We start from the raw sequence: 16,464 nt of genomic DNA, 5'->3' as shown, positions 1-16,464 counted from the left end.
TAAGGTTGGATGAGGGCAATAATGTGACTTTTGCCACCGGAGCAAATTAACAACCGGAGCGCGAGGGACAAAGCTTTTGTTGCGAGGGGGCCGACAGCCGTGGGCTAGCGTTGCCGGCGTGCCATAAAGGCGAGCCGCTCGAAGAGATGCACATCCTGTTCGTTTTTCAGCAAGGCGCCATGCAGTTTCGGCAGCGCATCGGTGGCACCGGCGCGCAGATCCTCGGGCGCCAGATCCTCGGCGAGGATGAGCTTGAGCCAGTCGAGCACCTCGGAGGTGGAGGGTTTCTTCTTGAGCCCTTGCTGATCGCGAATCTCGTAGAACTGGGTGAGGGCGGTGGTCAAGAGCGCCTCTTTGATGCCGGGGTGATGGACCTCGACGATCTTCTTGAGCGTCTCCATGTCGGGAAACTGGATGTAGTGAAAGAAGCAGCGGCGCAGAAAGGCGTCGGGCAGCTCTTTTTCATTGTTGGAGGTGATGATGATCACCGGGCGCTGTTTGGCGCGGATCGTCTCGCCGGTCTCGTAGACATGGAATTCCATCCGGTCGAGTTCCTGCAGCAGGTCGTTGGGAAACTCGATATCGGCCTTGTCGATCTCGTCGATCAGGAGCACCACCTGATCGTCGCTGTCGAAGGCCTGCCAGAGCTTGCCGGGGCGGATGTAATTGCGCACGTCATGCACCCGGTCCTCGCCGAGCTGGCTGTCGCGCAGACGGCTCACCGCGTCATATTCATAGAGGCCCTGGGCGGCGCGGGTGGTCGATTTGATATTCCATTCGATCATCCGAAGGCCCAGCGCCTGCGACACCTGACGCGCCAGTTCGGTCTTGCCAGTGCCGGGCTCGCCCTTGACCAGCAGCGGACGCTGAAGGGTAATGGCCGCGTTCACTGCAACCTTAAGGTCATCGGTGGCGACATAGGCCTCGGTGCCTTGGAATTTCATGTCTTTTCAACCCTTTTCTGGAAATTGCTCAGGCGCTGCACGCGGCAAGCTATCGCGAAGCTCAATTCACCGCAACTCTGTGTGATTGGCTAGTGACAATCGGGTTTCATTGGAGTAAACGCCACGTCATGAGGGGCCAGAGTCTGAAGGTAAGATTGTATGACGACAGACAATGGTATTGACGAGGGGGACCTAATGAAGTCCGAAGTTTTTCTTCCGGAAGATTACCAACCGGTCGAGGACGAACCGTTCATGAACGAGCGTCAGACCGAATATTTTCGACGTAAATTGATCACGTGGAAAAATGAGATCCTGGCAGGCAGCCGCGACACGATCGAAGGCTTGCAGGACGGCACGCGGGCCATTCCCGATGTGGCGGACCGGGCCAGCGAAGAGACCGACCGCGCGCTTGAATTGCGGACCCGGGATCGGCAGCGCAAACTGGTCGCCAAGATTGACCAAGCACTGCGGCGTATCGAGGATGGCGAGTATGGCTATTGTCAGGTGACGGGCGACCCGATCAGCCTCAAGCGGCTGGACGCGCGACCCATTGCCACCATGAGCCTTGAAGCTCAGGAACGTCACGAACGGCGCGAAAAAGTACACCGCGACGACTGATAATAGATCGTCGCACGTATAAAGAACTCGGCGCCGGGGCAATGGCCTCGGCGTTTTTGTTTTCGGAACGGATTGGGGGTTTTGGGGTCTGTGAAGGGACGCAAGGTCATCATCGTGGGGGCCGGGATCGGCGGGCTGGCGGCGGCAACGGCGCTGGCGCGGCAGGGCGCGATGGTGACGGTTCTCGAACAGGCCGAAGCGATCACCGAAGCCGGGGCGGGCATTCAGGTCAGCCCCAACGGGTTTGCGGTGCTGCGCGCCTTGGGGCTGGCGCAGGAGGCCTGTGACCTCTCGACCAAGGCCAGCGGCGTCTGTCTTTATGATTACCAGCGTGGGCCGGTTCTGCCGCTCGATATGGCGGGCGGCCAGTATCGGCTGTTTCATCGCGCCGATCTCATCGATCTCTTGCATTGGGCGGCGCGGCGGGCCGGGGTGCGGGTGCTTCTCTTGCAAAAGGTGCGCGAAGTGGTGCCGGGGCCCGAGCCTTTGGTGCGGCTGGCGTCGGGGGCCGAGCTCTGTGCCGATCTGGTGGTCGGTGCCGATGGGCTGCATTCGGTGCTGCGCCAGGCGCTCAACGGCGAGGAAGAGCCGTTTTTCACAGGCCAGGTGGCGTGGCGGGCGGTGATCGACAACCCGACCGAGCGGCGCGATGACGTGACCCTGCATATGGCGCCGCATCGGCATCTGGTGACCTATCCGCTGCGGCAGGGGCGGCAGCTCAACATCGTGGCGGTGCAGGAACGCGCGGCCTGGGTGGGCGAGGATTGGCGGCAGCAGGACGACCCGGAGGCGCTGCGCGCGGCATTTGCCGATTTCGCGCCGGATGTGCGGGCGCTGCTCGATCGGATCGAGACCGTGCATCTCTGGGGCTTGTTCCGGCATCGGATCGCGCCGGTCTGGCATCGCGAGGGCGTGGCGCTTTTGGGCGATGCGCTGCATCCGACGCTGCCGTTTCTGGCGCAGGGGGCGAATATGGCGCTCGAGGATGGCTGGGTTCTGGCCGAGGCTTTGGGCCGGGCCGAGGCGATCGAGCCGGGGCTGGCCGAGTATCGCGCGCGGCGCGAGGCGCGGGTGGCGCGGGTGGTGCGGGCGGCCAGTGGCAATGCGCGCAAATACCATCTGGCCTTTCCGCCGCTGCGCTGGGCCGCGCGCACCGGGCTGCGGATGGCGGGGCGGGTCGCGCCGGGCATGATGCTGCGCAGTTTTGACTGGCTCTACGGGGTCGATGTGACCGAGGGCAGCGCCGCGCGGTCGCGCAAGTAAGGCAGGCGGGCGCGGGCGAGGCTGACTTGCGCCGGGTCGAGCGTGGCGCGGATGAGACCCGGGGTTTGCGCGGCGCGGGCGAGGGGCGTGCCCCAGGGGTCGGCGATCACCGAGCCGCCGAAATAGCCATGGCCGTTTTGGGCGCCAGCGTGATCGGCATAGGCGACATAGGCGCCGTTTTCAAAGGCGCGGGTCGGGATCAGGTGGCGCGAGACGACGCCCCAATCCCCCCCGAGCGCGGTCGGCACGAGGATGAGATCGCAGCCCGCCATGGCCTGGGCGCGGGTGTTTTCGGGAAATTCCACGTCATAGCAGATGAGAAAGCCGCAGGTGAGCCCGCCAAGGGTGAACTGGCTCAGCTCTGCGCCGCGGGTGAAATGATCGGCCTCATAGCCGGGCGGCAGGGTGAGCTTGCGGTGATGGCCGATGGGTTGGCCTGATTTATCAAGGCATTGCGCGGAATTGTAGAGGCGGCCCTCGGCGGCCTCGGCATAGCCATAGGCAAGGGCCAACCCGTGCTGACGGGCGAGATCCGCCATGGCGCGGGCGAAGGGGCCGTCGCGCGGCTCGGCCCGCTCGGGCAGGGCGTCGCCGATGTTGTAGCCGCAGTGGAAAAGCTCGGGCAGCAGCAAGAGATCGGTGGCGGGCAGGGTGGCGAGATGGTCGCGCAGCCAGCCGAGACGCGCCTCGGGCAGGCCGAGATCGCCCGGTGGCTGGGCGATGGCGAGGGTGAACCCCATGATCAGTCCTTGGATTTGTCGAGCGGCACGCCGAAGAGCTCCATCCGGTGGCCTTGCAGCTTGTAGCCGAGGCGGCGGGCGATCTTTTCTTGCAGCGCTTCGATTTCGGGATCGACGAATTCCACCACATCGCCGGTGGTGACGTCGATCAGGTGGTCGTGATGTTCGCGCTCGGCATCCTCATAGCGGGCGCGGCCGTCGCCAAACTCCAGCTTTTCGAGAATGCCCGCCTCTTCGAAGAGCTTGACCGTGCGATAGACCGTGGCGATGGAAATGCCCGGATCGACCGCCGAGGCGCGGGCGTAGAGCTCGTCCACATCGGGGTGATCATCAGAGCTTTCAAGGACGGTGGCGATGGTGCGGCGCTGTTCGGTCATCCGCAGCCCGCGGGCTTCGCAGCGTTCAAGGATCGTCGTATCGGTCATGGGCTCTTCCGCGGTAAATCTCGGCTTGGACAGTAACGGGGGGCAATAACGGGTCGGGCCGGGCAGTTCCAGTGTTTAAACCAAATCCGGCTCGCGGCCAAAACGATTGGCAAGACGGGCCACGGTGAGCCCTTGGACGATGATCGAAAAGATCACCACGAGATAGGTGGCGGTGAGGATCACCGGCTTCCATTCGCTGTCGGGCAGCGAGAGCGCCAGCGCCACCGAGATACCGCCCTTGAGCCCGCCCCAGGTCATGATCGGGATGACGCCGTTTTCAAAGGTGCGGAAGGGGCGCAGGATATAGATCGGCACCAGCACCGCGGCGAGCCGCCCCAGAAGCGCCAGCGCGATGGAGGCCGCGCCAATCAGCAGGTAATCGGTCTCAAACGCCACGGCGAAGACCTCGAATCCGATCATCAGGAAGAGCACGGCGTTGAGGATCTCGTCGATGAGTTTCCAGAACCCGTCGACATATTGCCTTGTGGTTTCGCTCATCCCGTGTTTGGCGCCGACCTCGCCGATCAGAAGACCGGCGCAGACCGCCATGATCGGGGCCGAGACATGGAGATAGACCGCCAGCTCATAGCCGCCGAAGGCGAGGCCGAGGGTCAGCAGCACTTCGAGCGAATAGTCGTCGATATGGCGCATGACGCGGAAGGTGGCCCAGCCCAGCGCGAGGCCGAGAGCTGCACCGCCCAGAGCCTCTTGGACAAAGAGCTTGGCCGCGCCGGCAAGACCGCTGCCATGGGCGTCGCCGGTGGGAAAGGCGAGGCCCACGAGCACCAGAAAGACCACATAGCCGACGCCATCATTGAAGAGGCTTTCGCCCGCGATCTTGGTCTCGAGCGCCTTGGAGAGATTGGCCTCGCGCAGCACGCCGAGCACCGCCACCGGATCGGTGGGCGAGACCACCGAGCCAAAGACCAGCGCAATGAGGAACGGCGCGCCGGTGAGCCAGGAAAACCCGGTGCCGATGACGAGGGTGGAGAGGCCGACGCCGAGCGTCGCCATGAGAAACACCGCCCGCCACTGGGCGCGCAGGTCGGAGATCTTGACATGAAGCGCCCCGGCAAAGAGCAAAAGCCCCAGCATCCCTTCGAGCAGCGCATCAGAGAAATGCAGCCCGGTGACCAGGCGCCGGATTTCGTCGGAAATCCCCAGATGCGGCAGCATCCAGTCGACCCCCATCATCCCGAAAGAGGCAACCAGCGCCACCACCAGAATGCCGATGGCGGAGGGCAGTTTGAGAAAGAGGTAATTGATGGCCCCGAAGACGCCTGCGAGCACGATGAGCAGCGAGGAAATCTGCAGAATGGTCATGGGCGCGCTCCGGGCGAAAGATCAATCCTTGCCAAAGACCTAGCACGGGGGGCGCGATGGGGCCAGAGTCATGGGCCAGTGCGATGGACCAGTGTGATGGGCCTGAGTGATGGCCCAACGCGCTCCTGTCTCAGGTGCCGCAGAAGGTCTGTTGCACGCGCTCTTCGGGCAGCGGCGGCCGGGTCAGATCGGCAAACTCGTCGCGCGTCTCATAGGGGCTGGCGAGCGCCGTCATCAGCCGGTCGAACGGGGCGTAATCGCCGTCGCGCGCGGCCGCGATCATCTGCTCGATGCGGTGATTGCGCGGGATCACGTAAGGGTTGGCGGCGCGCATCACGGTGTCTGGGTCGGTCTCGTCCGCAATGCGGGCCTGCCAGCGCGCGTGCCAGGCGTCGAAAGCGTCGCGGTCGGTGAATTGATCGCGGGGCGCGCCGTCGCCCAGGCTGCGGAAGGTGTTGGTGAAATCCGCGCCATCCTGCTGCATCAGCGTCAGAAGATCATCGACCAGCGCATCATCGCCGTCCTGGACGCGGCTCAGGCCGATTTTGCGGGCGAAGACCTCGCTTCGGTATTTGGCGATGAGGGCGGGCATGTCATGGACGAGCTTGGTGAACTCCTCGACCGCCAAATCCTGATCCGGGGTGAGCGGGACGAGGCAGGTGGCGAGCTGGGCGATGTTCCAGACGATCACATGCGCCTGATTGGCATAGGAATAGCGGCCCTGGGCGTCGATCGAGCTAAACACCGTTTGCGGGTGGTAGCGGTCCATATAGGCGCAAGGCCCATAGTCGATGGTCTCGCCCGAGAGGGTGGTGTTGTCGGTGTTCATCACGCCATGGATAAAGCCCAGACCCTCCCAAAGCGCGATGAGCCGGGCCTGCCGTCCGATGACGCCTGCGAGCATCTCGCCCGGGGTGCCGGCCTGCGGGTAATGGCGGGCGCGGGTGTAGTCGAAAAGCGCGCGCAGCCGGTCGAGATCGCGGCGGGCGAGGAAGAATTGAAAGGTGCCCACGCGGATATGGCTGTCGGCGACGCGGGTCAGCACCGCGCCGGGCAGGGCGCCGCTCTCGCGGAAGACCTTTTCGCCGGTCTCGACGGCGGCGAGCGCCCGTGTGGTCGGCACGCCCAGCGCATGCATCGCCTCGCTCACCACATATTCGCGCAGGACGGGGCCGAGCCAAGCGCGGCCATCGCCCATCCGGCTATAGGGGGTGGGGCCGGAGCCCTTGAGCTGAATATCGCGGCGGCGGGCTGAGGCGTCGATCACCTCGCCCAAGAGATTGGCGCGGCCATCGCCGAGCTGGGGCGAGAAGCCGCCAAACTGATGCCCGGCATAGGCCTGGGCCAGCGGATCGGCCCCATCGGGGATGCGGTTGCCGGCGAGCATGTCGGCCAATGCGGGATCGGAGGCATCGGCCTCGATCCCGAGATCGCGGGCGAGCTCCTCGTTAAAGCGGATGAGGCGCGGGGCGGCGACGGGTTTCGGGTTGATCCGCGTGAAAAAGCCCTCGGGCAGGGCGGCATAGCTGTTGTCGAAGGGGATCTGCAGGGTCATCGGCTCTCCTTTCGCGGCGCTCTGAGAGGGGGCGAATGGGCGGTCAGAGCTTGCGGCTCATCAGAATATAGTCATCGCGGGGCGTGAAATGGAGACGTTGGTAGAGCTTGCGCGCCTTTTCATCGCTGCGCGACACCTCGAGATGGATGGCCTTGAGGCCGTGCCCGGCGAGCGCCTTGGGCAGCGCGGTGAGCAGTTCAGAGCCGATGCCACGGCCGCGCACGCCGGGGCGGATGTAGATCTCATCGAGAATGGCGTCGAGCCCGCCAAATTCGAGCGACCAGCCAAAGGAGAGCGCCGCATAGCCGATGGGGGCGCGGCGCGGTCCGGCGAGATAGATCACCCCATGCGGCGAGCCGGTCAACAGCGGTTCGAGCGCGGCCCGGCGGCCCGCGTCATCCTGGGCGATCCCGGCCTCGGCATGGAAGGCGGTGACCAGCGGCAAGAGCCGGTCGAGATCGTCGAGTGTGGCAAGGGTGAGCGCGGTCATAGGCGGGCGAGCCTTTCGGTCAGGAGCGAGAAGAAGCCATCGGCGTCGATATCACCGAGAAACAGGGCATTGGGGGCGCGGGAGGTGACACCCCACCAGTCGGCGACGCTCATGCCCATGGTGAGTTCGGACGTGGTCTCGATCTCGACATTGACGTGGCGGCCGGAAAAGAGATCGGGGCGCAGAAGGTAGGCGATGACGCAAGGATCATGCAGCGGTGCGCCGGGCGAGCCGTATTTCTCGCGGTCGTAGCGTTCAAAGAACTCGGTCATCTGGGCCACGGCGATGCCCACCGGGGTGCCCAGGGCGCGGAAGGCGGCGTTGCGGCGCTCGGTGACCAGCGCCTTATGGGTGAGATCGAGCGGCACCATGGTGATGTCAATGCCGGATTTCAGCACGATGTCCGCGGCTTGCGGGTCGACATGAATGTTGAATTCAGCGGCGGGGGTGACATTGCCCACGGCGAAATAGGCGCCGCCCATGAGCACGATCCGGCGGATGCGGGGCGCGATGTCGGGGGCTTTTTGCAGGGCGGTCGCGATATTGGTGAGCGGCCCGAGCGGGCAGAGCGTGACGGTGCCGGGATCGTGGTCGCGCAGGCAGGCGATGATGTGATCGACGGCGTGGACGTCCTGCAGCGGCATGGTGGGTTCGGGCAGGTCGGGCCCGTCGAGCCCGGTCTTGCCATGGACATGTTCGGCGGTGACGAGGGCGCGGCCCAGAGGCCGGTCGCAGCCTGCGAAGACCGGGATGTCGCGGCGGCCCGCCAATTCGCAGACCATTCTCGCGTTGCGCGCGGTGAGCGCCAGCGGCACATTGCCCGCGACACAGGTGATCGCCAGCAGATCAATCTCCTCCGGACTGGCCAGAGCCAGCAGGATCGCCACGGCGTCATCCTGGCCGGGGTCGGTGTCGATGATGATCTTTTCTTTGCTCATGGCCGCACCTTGGGACCCGGCGGGGCGGATGTCTAGGCCGAGGCTTCGAGGGCGCTGACGATGGGGGAGAAATCGGCGGCCTTGAGCGAGGCGCCGCCGACCAGCGCACCGTCGACATTGGAGACGGCAAAGATCGAGGCGGCGTTTTCGGGTTTGACCGAGCCGCCATAGAGCAGCCGCACCGAGCGGCCAACGCCCGCACCAAAGCGCCGTTCGAGACGGGCGCGGATGAAATCATGCACCTCGCCAATCTGATCGGTGTCAGGCACCAGCCCGGTGCCGATGGCCCAGATCGGCTCGTAGGCGATGACGGTGTTTTCGCCGGTGGCGCTGTCCGGGACCGAGAGGGCGAGCTGGGCGCCGATGATGTCGAGCGTGTTCTGGGCCTCGCGCTGGGCGAGGCTCTCGCCGAGGCAGATCACGGTCAGGAGGTCTGCCGCATGGGCGGCGCGGGCCTTTTCGCGGACCTGATCGCTGTCTTCGTCATGGTCTTCGCGGCGCTCGGAATGGCCCAAGATCACCGCCGTGGCCCCGGCATCGCGGAGCTGGGCGGCGGAGATGTCGCCGGTATGCGCGCCCGAGGGCGCGGCATGGCAATCTTGGCCGCCGATGCGGATCGGGCCGGCGCAGGAGACGGCGCGGGAAATCAGCGTGGCGGGCGGGCAGATGAGCAGATCGACGGAGGCCTCGGCATGACGTTGGGCCAATATGGCCAGCTCATCCAGCGTGGCGCTGTCGCCATTCATCTTCCAATTGCCGGCGGCCAGCTTGCGTCGCATATACTCGTCCCTGATTTGTTTCTCTTATCAACGGCTTGCGCCGCGACGTTCACATCCCTTCGAAACGGATGGATTCGCCGCAGCCGCAGGCTTCGGTGACGTTGGGGTTATTGAATTTAAAGCCGGATTCCAAGAGCGACACCTCGTAATCGATCTCGGTTCCGAAGAGAAACATCTGGGCCATGGGGGCGATCATGATGCGCGCGCCCTCCTGTTCGACCACCTCGTCATTGGGGTCGACCTCGGTCACGTAATCCATCGTGTATTCCATACCCGCGCAGCCGCCTTTCTTGACGCCGATGCGCAGCCCCTGATGGCCGTCCTTGGTCATCAGCTTGGCGATCTGGGCAGCGGCGGCCGGGGTCATGGTCACGGCCTGTTTTCCGGGGATTCCGAACATGGGCAAGTCTCCTTATGCGCCATATCTAGGCGCTTGGGCGGATGATCTCAAGCAGGGGCAGACCGAGAAGGCTGTGCAACAGGGCGAGCGTGCCCATCGACACCGCCAGCGCCCAGGCAAATGAGGCCAGCGTACCGATGATAACATATTCCGCCATCTGGCGGCTGTCGTCTTCGCCGCCGCTCTGGATCGTCTCGAATCGCAGCACCGATTTGGCGGCGATGAGAAACCCGATCCCGGCGGGCAGCCCGGCGATCATCAGCCCGAAAATGAGCCCGCGTTCGAGAATGCCGATCATCTGGCCACCGCCCGGCAGGCTCTGGCGGGTGAGCTCGGGGCTGAACGGTTCCATCAGCTTGCCCACGGCAAAGCCGCCGGCGCGGGTGGCGTAGAGGAGGCCCGCGAGCAAGAGCGCGCTTTCGGGCAGCCAGGTGAGCGGGGCGAGCGGCGCATCGGCCCAGAGCGTGGGCGCGAGGGCGGCGGTGATCAGCAGGGTGGCGATATGGGCGATCTGGTCGAGGATATGGGCGCGAAACCGGTCGTCGAAAAGCTGCACCTTGATCGTGTCGATAAAGATATGGCTGAGCGCCAGCAGATAGAGCGCCGGGGCGTCCCATTGGCCGAAGATGAGCAGCAAGCTGCCCAGCACGATGAGGAAATGCAGCGCCAATGTCGCGCCCTTGTCCTTGGTCTCGACCATGCGGCGGGTTTGCAGCACGTAATCGGCGAGCACATGGGCAAAGAAGAGAAGGGCGAGAGTTTCGGGCATGGCGCTCAGTCCGGTGCGGCGGGGTGTTCGAGGGCGGAAAGCGCCAGTTCGATCGCCGGGAAATGCGCCGCGTCGAGCGATTTGGTGACGCTCTGGCGGGATTTGCCGACGGTTTCGGCCAGCGCGGTAAAGCTTGGCCGGGGCGGCGGGGCGAGGGCCTGGGTCAGGATCTCGGCCTGCACCGGGGTCCAGCCGCGCGACAGCGTGTCGAGCAGGTAGAGCGTCGCCTGATGCGCGCCGGTGGCGGCATCTGTGCCGTGGTAATGGAGGCGAGAGGGCGCGGCTTTGCCCAGTTTGATCGCCTCGAGCGCATGGCCGGAGGCGGCAAAGACCGGGTCGGTTTCGGCGTTGAGATCGGGGCCGAGCGGGGCGGTGACGGGGCCGATGGCGAGGCCGATATAGCTGTCGTAGCCGTCCCCCAGCGCGCGCAGGGCGGCGCGGAAGGCAAGGCAGGCGCGAAAGGCCAGCTCGGGCCGCCCCAGCGCCACCTGCCAGCCATCGCCCCGGTGACGGGTAAAACGCAGGCTGTCGCCTTGCCAGGCGGCCTGTGCCGTGGCGCAGGCGGCCAGCGCGTCAAAGGCGCGGGCGACACTTGCCTCGCCCAATCCGGTCGAGTTCACGAGGTCGCCGGTGAGCACGGCAATATGATCGGGTGTGCGGGTCATTGCGCATCCAGTATAGGCTGCGAATGGGTAAATGCAATATGTTTGGGCTGCGGTAGGAAGGGCGCATCCTGTAGGGGCTGCGGAGGGGGAGATGCATCCCAAAGGGGCTGCCACGAAAAAGGCGGCCCGCAGGCCGCCCGATCTTCGCGTTACATTTCGCGTTACATGAAGCCCAGTTCGAGACGGGCCTCGTCGCTCATCATCTCCATGCCCCAGGGCGGCTCCCATGTCAGTTCGACATCCACCTGCTTGACCCCGGCCATCGGTTCGATCGCCTCGGCGACCCAGCCCGGCATCTCGCCCGCCACCGGACAGCCCGGAGCGGTCAGCGTCATGATGATCTTGACCGCGCTCTCGTCGTCGATGTCGATCGTGTAGATCAGGCCAAGGTCATAGATATTCACGGGAATTTCAGGGTCATAGACCGTGCGGCATGCTTCGACCACGCCGTCATAGAGCGGGTGATCCGTCGAGGAGGGGGCGATCAGCGGAGCGCCTTCGAATGTTTGGGTGTTCTCGGTCATCAAGCCTATCCGGTCATGTATCCGAGCAATCATATAAGGATTAACAGGGCCGAGGTCCAGAGGCGGTGACCTTTGGTCCATGGGCGGGTTTTTGCAGAAAATGACCCCTCTGCGACGGAATGCTGGCGCGAGACCGTATCAGGGCTGTAATCGGATGCGAGCCAGGGCCGCATCGAGCCTTGTGGAGAAAAAAACAATGAAACGATCGAGCACAGTACTGAGCCTTGCCGTGATGGCCACGTTGATCGGGGGGGCGGTGCAGGCCGGCCCGTCGCGCCATGAGGATGACAAAGGCCGTGACGGCTATTCCCAGCGCAGCGAGCGCGGCGAGCAACGCGACCAGTCAAAGAGCCGTCAGGTCACCGTCAAGAAGGTCACCGTGACCAAGGGCAATTCGGGCAAGACCCATGCCAACAAGGGCCATTCGGCCAAGACCCATGGCAGCCAGCGCGCCCAGCGCCATGCCGTCGGGCAGCGGCTCGACCGGAACAAGGTGGTGGTGGTGAACAATTACCACAATCATGGTTTCAAGGCGCCGGGGCGTGACCGGGTCTATGTGCAGCAGGGCGATGCGATTTACCTCGCCGCCGCCGCGACGCTGGCGATTCTCGCCGTGATGAACTGAGGGGGCGGGTGATGTCGGCCAAATGGATCGCGGTGGTTGGAGCGGCGGCGCTGGCCGTGACGCTGGGATCGGTGGTGATGACCGAACGGCAGGCGGCGGCGGAGAATATCACGCCGCATCTGCCGGGCATCCCGCCGGTGTCGGTGCAGGATCTCGACAAGGATCTGGCCCGCAACGGGCCGGAGCCGCAGAAGATGTGGGTTCGGAAATCAGGACAGCAATCGGGCCGGGGCTAACCCCCGACCCGGTGTTTTCAGATCAGTCCTGAGAGGCGGTGCCCTTGCGGCGTCGGATCGGGGCCGGGCGCACCTGGCCTTCGATCGCCTCATAGAGCTTGCCCACGATATTCTTGGCGGTGGATTTCTCGATCCCCTCAAAGCCCGGCGACGAGTTCACCTCGAGCACTTTGGGCCCGGCGCTCGACCGCAGGAGATCGACCCCGGCCATGTTGAGGTTGAAGGCGCGGGCGGCGCGCAGGGCGGTGTCCCGCTCTTCCTTGGTGATGCGCACCGATTTGGCGGTGCCGCCACGGTGCAGGTTGGAGCGGAAATCGCCATCCGCGCCGGTGCGTTTCATCGAGGCCACCACCTTGCCCGCGATCACCAGGCAGCGGATGTCTTCGCCGGCGGCCTCCTTGACGAAATCCTGCACGAGAAAGTTCGCCTTGAGCCCGCGGAAGGCGTCGATGACGCTCTCGGCGGCCTTTTTGGTTTCGGCCAGAACCACGCCCTTGCCCTGGGTCGATTCCAGAAGCTTCACGATGAGCGGCGCGGTGCCCACCAGCCCGATGATGTTATGGGTGTCGCGGGGGCTTGCGGCGAAGGCGGTGTTGGGCATGCCGATCTTGGCGCGGGCCATGATCTGATGGGCGTAGAGCTTGTCCCGGCTGGCGGTGATGCCGGCCGAGCCGTTGACGCTATAGGTGCCGATGGTTTCGAACTGGCGCACGATGGCGGCGCCATAGGGGGTGATCGAGGCGCCGATGCGCGGGATCACCGCGTCGAACCGGGGCAGGCGCTTGCCGTCGTAATGGACCTCGGGGGCCATGGCGTTGATCGCCATATAGCAGCGCGTGGTGTCGATCACCTCGACCGTGTGGCCGCGTTTCTCGCCCTCTTCGACGAGACGGCGGGTCGAGTAATTGTCCTCGCGCGACAAGACCGCCACGCGCAGCGCGCGTTCGGGCGCGGCATGGCGCATCCGGGCGGAATGGTAGACGTCATAGCTCAGCTCGGGCTGCATGAAGCGGTCGGTGGCGACGATGGAGATGTGATCCTTGAGCGCCTGACGGCCCAAGAGCATCCGCGAATTCATCGTGGCGCGGTTGGTCAGCGTGATCTCGATCGGCCAGCTTTCGCCCGCCACATTCATCGGCGTCTGGATCACATAGCGGTTTTCCTTCTCGCCATTGGAGGAGGTGACATCGCGCCGGTCGATGATCGTGGCCGAGCAGGGGATCACCAGATCCTCGCGCCCCGGAATCGGGTGCAGGGTAAAGCGCACCTTGGGCTTGTTCTGCGGGCCAAAGGTTTCGATGTCGAACGCATGCAGCGCCGAGGTCCGCGCGCCGGTATCGACCTTGGCGCGGATCGCGGGCACGCCCAGACCGGGTAACGAAATCCATTCCTCCCAGCCGAATTGCAGCTGTTGCGGGGTGTCGTCATCGGTCATGGGATACTCCTTGGTACGTGCGTTTACTGGCGTCCCCCCATCATCGGGGATTCGCCGCGAGGTGCAACCAATGCCCCCGGAACGCCGTCCACACCAGTGGGAAAGATCACTGGTTGATATCTTCGTCGATATAGCGCGTCTGGTCATTCGGAGCGCGGAACACCCGCCGCAGGATCATCCACGCAATCAATGACAAAATCGCAAAGATCGCCAAGGTTGGCGCAAGTCCCGGCGCCCATGGCAGCACCAGAAAGACGAGCGCCATGAGCGCCGCCGCCGCCGCAAAGCCGAGGAAGAGAAACCCCGGCAGGAACACTTCGAGTACGGCCAGCGCGAGCCCGGCAGAGAGCCAGACCCACCAGATTGTCCAGAGCTGGCCCATCATGCGCCTCCCTTGAGCATCTTGAACGCGTCACCGAAGGCTTCGAGCGCCTGGGCGGGCAGCACGATGGTCTGTTTGCCAGTGCCCGCGCCAAGCGCATTGAGCGCCTCGACCTGTTTCAGCGCGACCTGATAGCGCGCGGCCTCCAACCCGTGATCGGCGATGGCCTTGGCCACCACCCCGGTGGCGAAGGCCTCGGCCTCGGCCTCGATCCGGCGGGCCTTGGCGCTTTGCTCGGCGGCGTAAAGCTCGGCATCGGCGTTCAGTTCGACCGCGCGTTTGCGGCCCTCGGCCTCGGTCACATGGGCGCGGCGGGCGCGTTCGGCGTTGAGCTGTTGCAGCATCGCGTCGCGGGTCGCCTGATCGAGATTGACGTCGAGGATCTCGGCCCGGGTGACTTCGATCCCCCAATTGTCGACGGCATCCTCGACCGTGGCCTTGATCGTCGAGATGAGCTGTGAGCGGTTCGATTGCACCTCATCGAGATCCATCTTGCCGATCTCGGCGCGGACGATCCCGGCGACGGTGGTGGCTATGGCGGCATCGACGTCGCGGATGCGGTAGACCGTCTTTTCCGGTTGCACGATGCGGTAGAAGACCGAGGTTTCCACCTGCACCAGCACGTTGTCGCGGGTGATCGCGTCCTGGCTCGCCGTCGGCAATTGCCGTTCCAGAATGGAGATCCGGTGCCGCACCACATCAAGGAAGGGCACGATGATGTTGATCCCCGGCCCAAGCACCGAGCGCAGCCGCCCGAAACGTTCGACCACATGCTGTTCGGACTGCGGCACGATCTTGATGCCGCGGAAAATGATCACCACCACCAGCAGCGCCAGCAGCAGGTAGATCAGATTGGCAGAAAGGAAGTCGTTGAAAAAATCGGGGTCCATGAAAACTCACCTGTGAAGAGAAGGGACGGGATCAGACTGCGGCAGGGCGGGCGGTTTTACAAGGCTGCGGTTTCGGCCTAAAGGGGGCGCAAACCTGTTTGAGGAACGACCCATGACCCGCAGTTTCGGCTTTACGCTGTCCGCCACCGACGGGCGCGCCCGCACCGGCCGCATCGACACGCCGCGCGGCGAGATCCGCACGCCTGCCTTCATGCCGGTGGGCACGGCGGCGACCGTCAAGGCGATGATGCCCGAGAATGTCCGCGCCACCGGGGCGGATATCCTGTTGGGCAACACCTATCATTTGATGCTGCGCCCCGGCTCGGACCGGGTGGCGCGGCTGGGCGGGCTGCACAAGTTCATGAATTGGGAGCGGCCCATCCTCACCGACAGTGGCGGGTTTCAGGTGATGAGCCTCGCCGGGCTGCGCAAGCTCACCGAGGAGGGCGTCAAGTTCAAGAGCCATATCGACGGCTCGGTCCATAACCTCACGCCGGAACGGTCGATGGAGATCCAGGCCGAGCTTGGCAGTGATATCGTCATGTGTTTCGACGAATGCCCGGCCTTGCCCGCCGATGAAAAGCGCGTGGCCGAGAGCATGCGGCTCTCGATGCGCTGGGCGCAGCGGTCGCGCGACGCCTTTGGTGACCGGCCCGGTCATGCGCTCTTTGGCATCATGCAGGGCGGGCTCAGCCCCGAGCTGCGCGAAGAGAGCGCCGAGGCGCTGCGCGGCATCGGCTTTGACGGCTATGCGATTGGCGGGCTCGCCGTGGGCGAGGGGCAGGAGGCGATGTTCGACGTGCTCGACTATGCGCCGGGGCTTCTGCCCGAGGATCAGCCGCGCTACCTCATGGGGGTGGGCAAGCCCGATGATCTCGTCGGTGGGGTCAAGCGCGGCGTCGATATGTTCGACTGTGTGCTGCCGTCGCGGTCGGGGCGGACGGGGCAGGCCTTTACCCGCCGGGGCGTCGTCAACATCAAGAACGCGCGCCATCAGGACGATCCGAGGCCTCTCGACGAGAGCTGTGATTGCCCCTGCTGCCGCAACTATAGCCGCGCCTATCTGCATCATGTGATGCGGGCCAAGGAAATCATCAGCTCGATGCTCATGACATGGCACAATCTGCATTATTATCAGGTGCTCATGGCCGAGATGCGCGAGGCGATTTCTGCAGGTCGGTTTGAGGCCTGGGAGGCCGGGTTTCACGCCGAGCGGGCGCAGGGCGATATCGAGCCGCTGTGATCGCTCAGGGGCCGTCCGGCAGAGGCGGGCCGGAAAATTTCGCAAGAAATGGAACCATTTGCCCGCGCCGCGCATTCCCTTTGCAGACCACATCTGGAGGGGAAGATATGCATTTCGCGGTATTCATGCAGGGTTGGATCATGGTGGCAATTGTCGCGGCAACGACGCTCGCCTGATCCGTGATCCGGGGCCTGATATTTACGGGAAAGCGTCGCGCTAG

At 64.5% G+C, this 16,464-nt stretch carries 20 protein-coding genes; 5 read left to right on the top strand and 15 right to left on the bottom strand.

Annotated elements, in window-relative coordinates; translation table 11 throughout:
* Positions 1–104: 104 nt before the first annotated feature.
* Complete coding sequence (locus WA237_RS08255; protein ID WP_336097314.1) at positions 105–944, bottom strand: AAA family ATPase; 840 nt, start codon at positions 942–944, stop codon at positions 105–107.
* 159 nt (positions 945–1,103) lie between these two features.
* On the opposite strand from WA237_RS08255, the gene dksA reads away from it, so the two are divergent.
* Positions 1,104–1,562: an RNA polymerase-binding protein DksA gene (dksA, locus tag WA237_RS08250; RefSeq protein ID WP_083780936.1), complete on the top strand. Its 459-nt coding sequence runs from the start codon at positions 1,104–1,106 to the stop codon at positions 1,560–1,562.
* A 90-nt stretch (positions 1,563–1,652) separates the two neighbouring features.
* Positions 1,653–2,825 (top strand): FAD-dependent monooxygenase, encoded by a 1,173-nt coding sequence (locus WA237_RS08245; protein ID WP_009815093.1) that lies wholly within the window; start codon positions 1,653–1,655, stop codon positions 2,823–2,825.
* On the opposite strand, the gene WA237_RS08240 is transcribed toward WA237_RS08245, so the two are convergent.
* The 11 genes from WA237_RS08240 to WA237_RS08190 all read right to left on the bottom strand — a co-directional run bounded on the left by WA237_RS08240 (position 2,777) and on the right by WA237_RS08190 (position 11,433).
* A complete protein-coding gene (locus tag WA237_RS08240; RefSeq protein ID WP_336097313.1) occupies positions 2,777–3,565 on the bottom strand; it encodes a carbon-nitrogen hydrolase family protein in 789 nt (262 codons plus the stop codon). The genes WA237_RS08245 and WA237_RS08240 overlap by 49 nt on opposite strands.
* Positions 3,566–3,567: 2 nt before the next feature.
* Complete coding sequence (locus WA237_RS08235; RefSeq protein WP_009815095.1) at positions 3,568–3,990, bottom strand: Fur family transcriptional regulator; 423 nt, start codon at positions 3,988–3,990, stop codon at positions 3,568–3,570.
* Positions 3,991–4,065: 75 nt separating this feature from the next.
* Positions 4,066–5,313 carry a cation:proton antiporter gene (locus WA237_RS08230; protein WP_336097312.1) on the bottom strand — a complete coding sequence of 416 codons (1,248 nt, stop codon included), beginning with the start codon at positions 5,311–5,313 and terminating at the stop codon, positions 4,066–4,068.
* 130 nt (positions 5,314–5,443) lie between these two features.
* Entirely contained in the window at positions 5,444–6,868 is a 1,425-nt protein-coding gene (locus WA237_RS08225) for a protein adenylyltransferase SelO (RefSeq protein WP_336097311.1), read from the bottom strand.
* A gap of 43 nt (positions 6,869–6,911) precedes the next feature.
* A complete protein-coding gene (locus WA237_RS08220; RefSeq protein ID WP_336097310.1) occupies positions 6,912–7,358 on the bottom strand; it encodes a GNAT family N-acetyltransferase in 447 nt (148 codons plus the stop codon).
* Complete coding sequence (locus tag WA237_RS08215; protein WP_336097308.1) at positions 7,355–8,296, bottom strand: nucleoside hydrolase; 942 nt, start codon at positions 8,294–8,296, stop codon at positions 7,355–7,357. Before WA237_RS08215 ends, WA237_RS08220 begins: the two co-directional genes overlap by 4 nt.
* A gap of 32 nt (positions 8,297–8,328) precedes the next feature.
* Complete coding sequence (gene tpiA, locus WA237_RS08210; RefSeq protein WP_336097307.1) at positions 8,329–9,075, bottom strand: triose-phosphate isomerase; 747 nt, start codon at positions 9,073–9,075, stop codon at positions 8,329–8,331.
* Between the two features lie 49 nt (positions 9,076–9,124).
* Positions 9,125–9,475, bottom strand: a complete 351-nt coding sequence (locus WA237_RS08205; RefSeq protein WP_009815101.1) for a HesB/IscA family protein — start codon at positions 9,473–9,475, stop codon at positions 9,125–9,127.
* A 25-nt stretch (positions 9,476–9,500) separates the two neighbouring features.
* A complete protein-coding gene (locus WA237_RS08200; protein WP_216017149.1) occupies positions 9,501–10,244 on the bottom strand; it encodes a DUF3307 domain-containing protein in 744 nt (247 codons plus the stop codon).
* 5 nt (positions 10,245–10,249) lie between these two features.
* Positions 10,250–10,909: a hypothetical protein gene (locus tag WA237_RS08195; protein ID WP_336097306.1), complete on the bottom strand. Its 660-nt coding sequence runs from the start codon at positions 10,907–10,909 to the stop codon at positions 10,250–10,252.
* 161 nt (positions 10,910–11,070) lie between these two features.
* Positions 11,071–11,433: an SUF system Fe-S cluster assembly protein gene (locus tag WA237_RS08190; RefSeq protein WP_009815104.1), complete on the bottom strand. Its 363-nt coding sequence runs from the start codon at positions 11,431–11,433 to the stop codon at positions 11,071–11,073.
* Between the two features lie 196 nt (positions 11,434–11,629).
* Here WA237_RS08190 and WA237_RS08185 point away from each other — a divergent pair, with 196 nt between their 5' ends.
* Together WA237_RS08185 and WA237_RS08180 are read left to right on the top strand one after the other, a co-directional pair.
* Positions 11,630–12,058, top strand: coding sequence for a hypothetical protein (locus WA237_RS08185; RefSeq protein WP_336097305.1), 429 nt, complete (start codon positions 11,630–11,632; stop codon positions 12,056–12,058).
* Positions 12,059–12,069: 11 nt separating this feature from the next.
* Positions 12,070–12,294, top strand: a complete 225-nt coding sequence (locus WA237_RS08180; RefSeq protein ID WP_336097304.1) for a hypothetical protein — start codon at positions 12,070–12,072, stop codon at positions 12,292–12,294.
* 22 nt (positions 12,295–12,316) lie between these two features.
* Here the strand turns inward: WA237_RS08180 and rimK are convergent, their stop codons facing one another.
* From rimK to WA237_RS08165, 3 genes are all read right to left on the bottom strand, one after another.
* Positions 12,317–13,729, bottom strand: a complete 1,413-nt coding sequence (gene rimK, locus WA237_RS08175; protein WP_336097303.1) for a 30S ribosomal protein S6--L-glutamate ligase — start codon at positions 13,727–13,729, stop codon at positions 12,317–12,319.
* Between the two features lie 106 nt (positions 13,730–13,835).
* Entirely contained in the window at positions 13,836–14,111 is a 276-nt protein-coding gene (locus tag WA237_RS08170) for a hypothetical protein (RefSeq protein WP_336097302.1), read from the bottom strand.
* Complete coding sequence (locus WA237_RS08165) at positions 14,111–15,001, bottom strand: SPFH domain-containing protein (RefSeq protein ID WP_009815109.1); 891 nt, start codon at positions 14,999–15,001, stop codon at positions 14,111–14,113. Before WA237_RS08165 ends, WA237_RS08170 begins: the two co-directional genes overlap by 1 nt.
* Before the next feature lie 112 nt (positions 15,002–15,113).
* Between WA237_RS08165 and tgt the strand changes: the two genes are divergently transcribed.
* Positions 15,114–16,244, top strand: coding sequence for a tRNA guanosine(34) transglycosylase Tgt (gene tgt, locus WA237_RS08160; RefSeq protein WP_336097301.1), 1,131 nt, complete (start codon positions 15,114–15,116; stop codon positions 16,242–16,244).
* The last annotated feature ends 220 nt before the right edge of the window (positions 16,245–16,464 follow it).

The organism is Roseovarius sp. CH_XMU1461 (assembly GCF_037027165.1).
Classification (GTDB): Bacteria; Pseudomonadota; Alphaproteobacteria; order Rhodobacterales; family Rhodobacteraceae; genus Roseovarius; species Roseovarius nubinhibens.
This window is presented reverse-complemented; position numbering and strand designations above follow the sequence as displayed.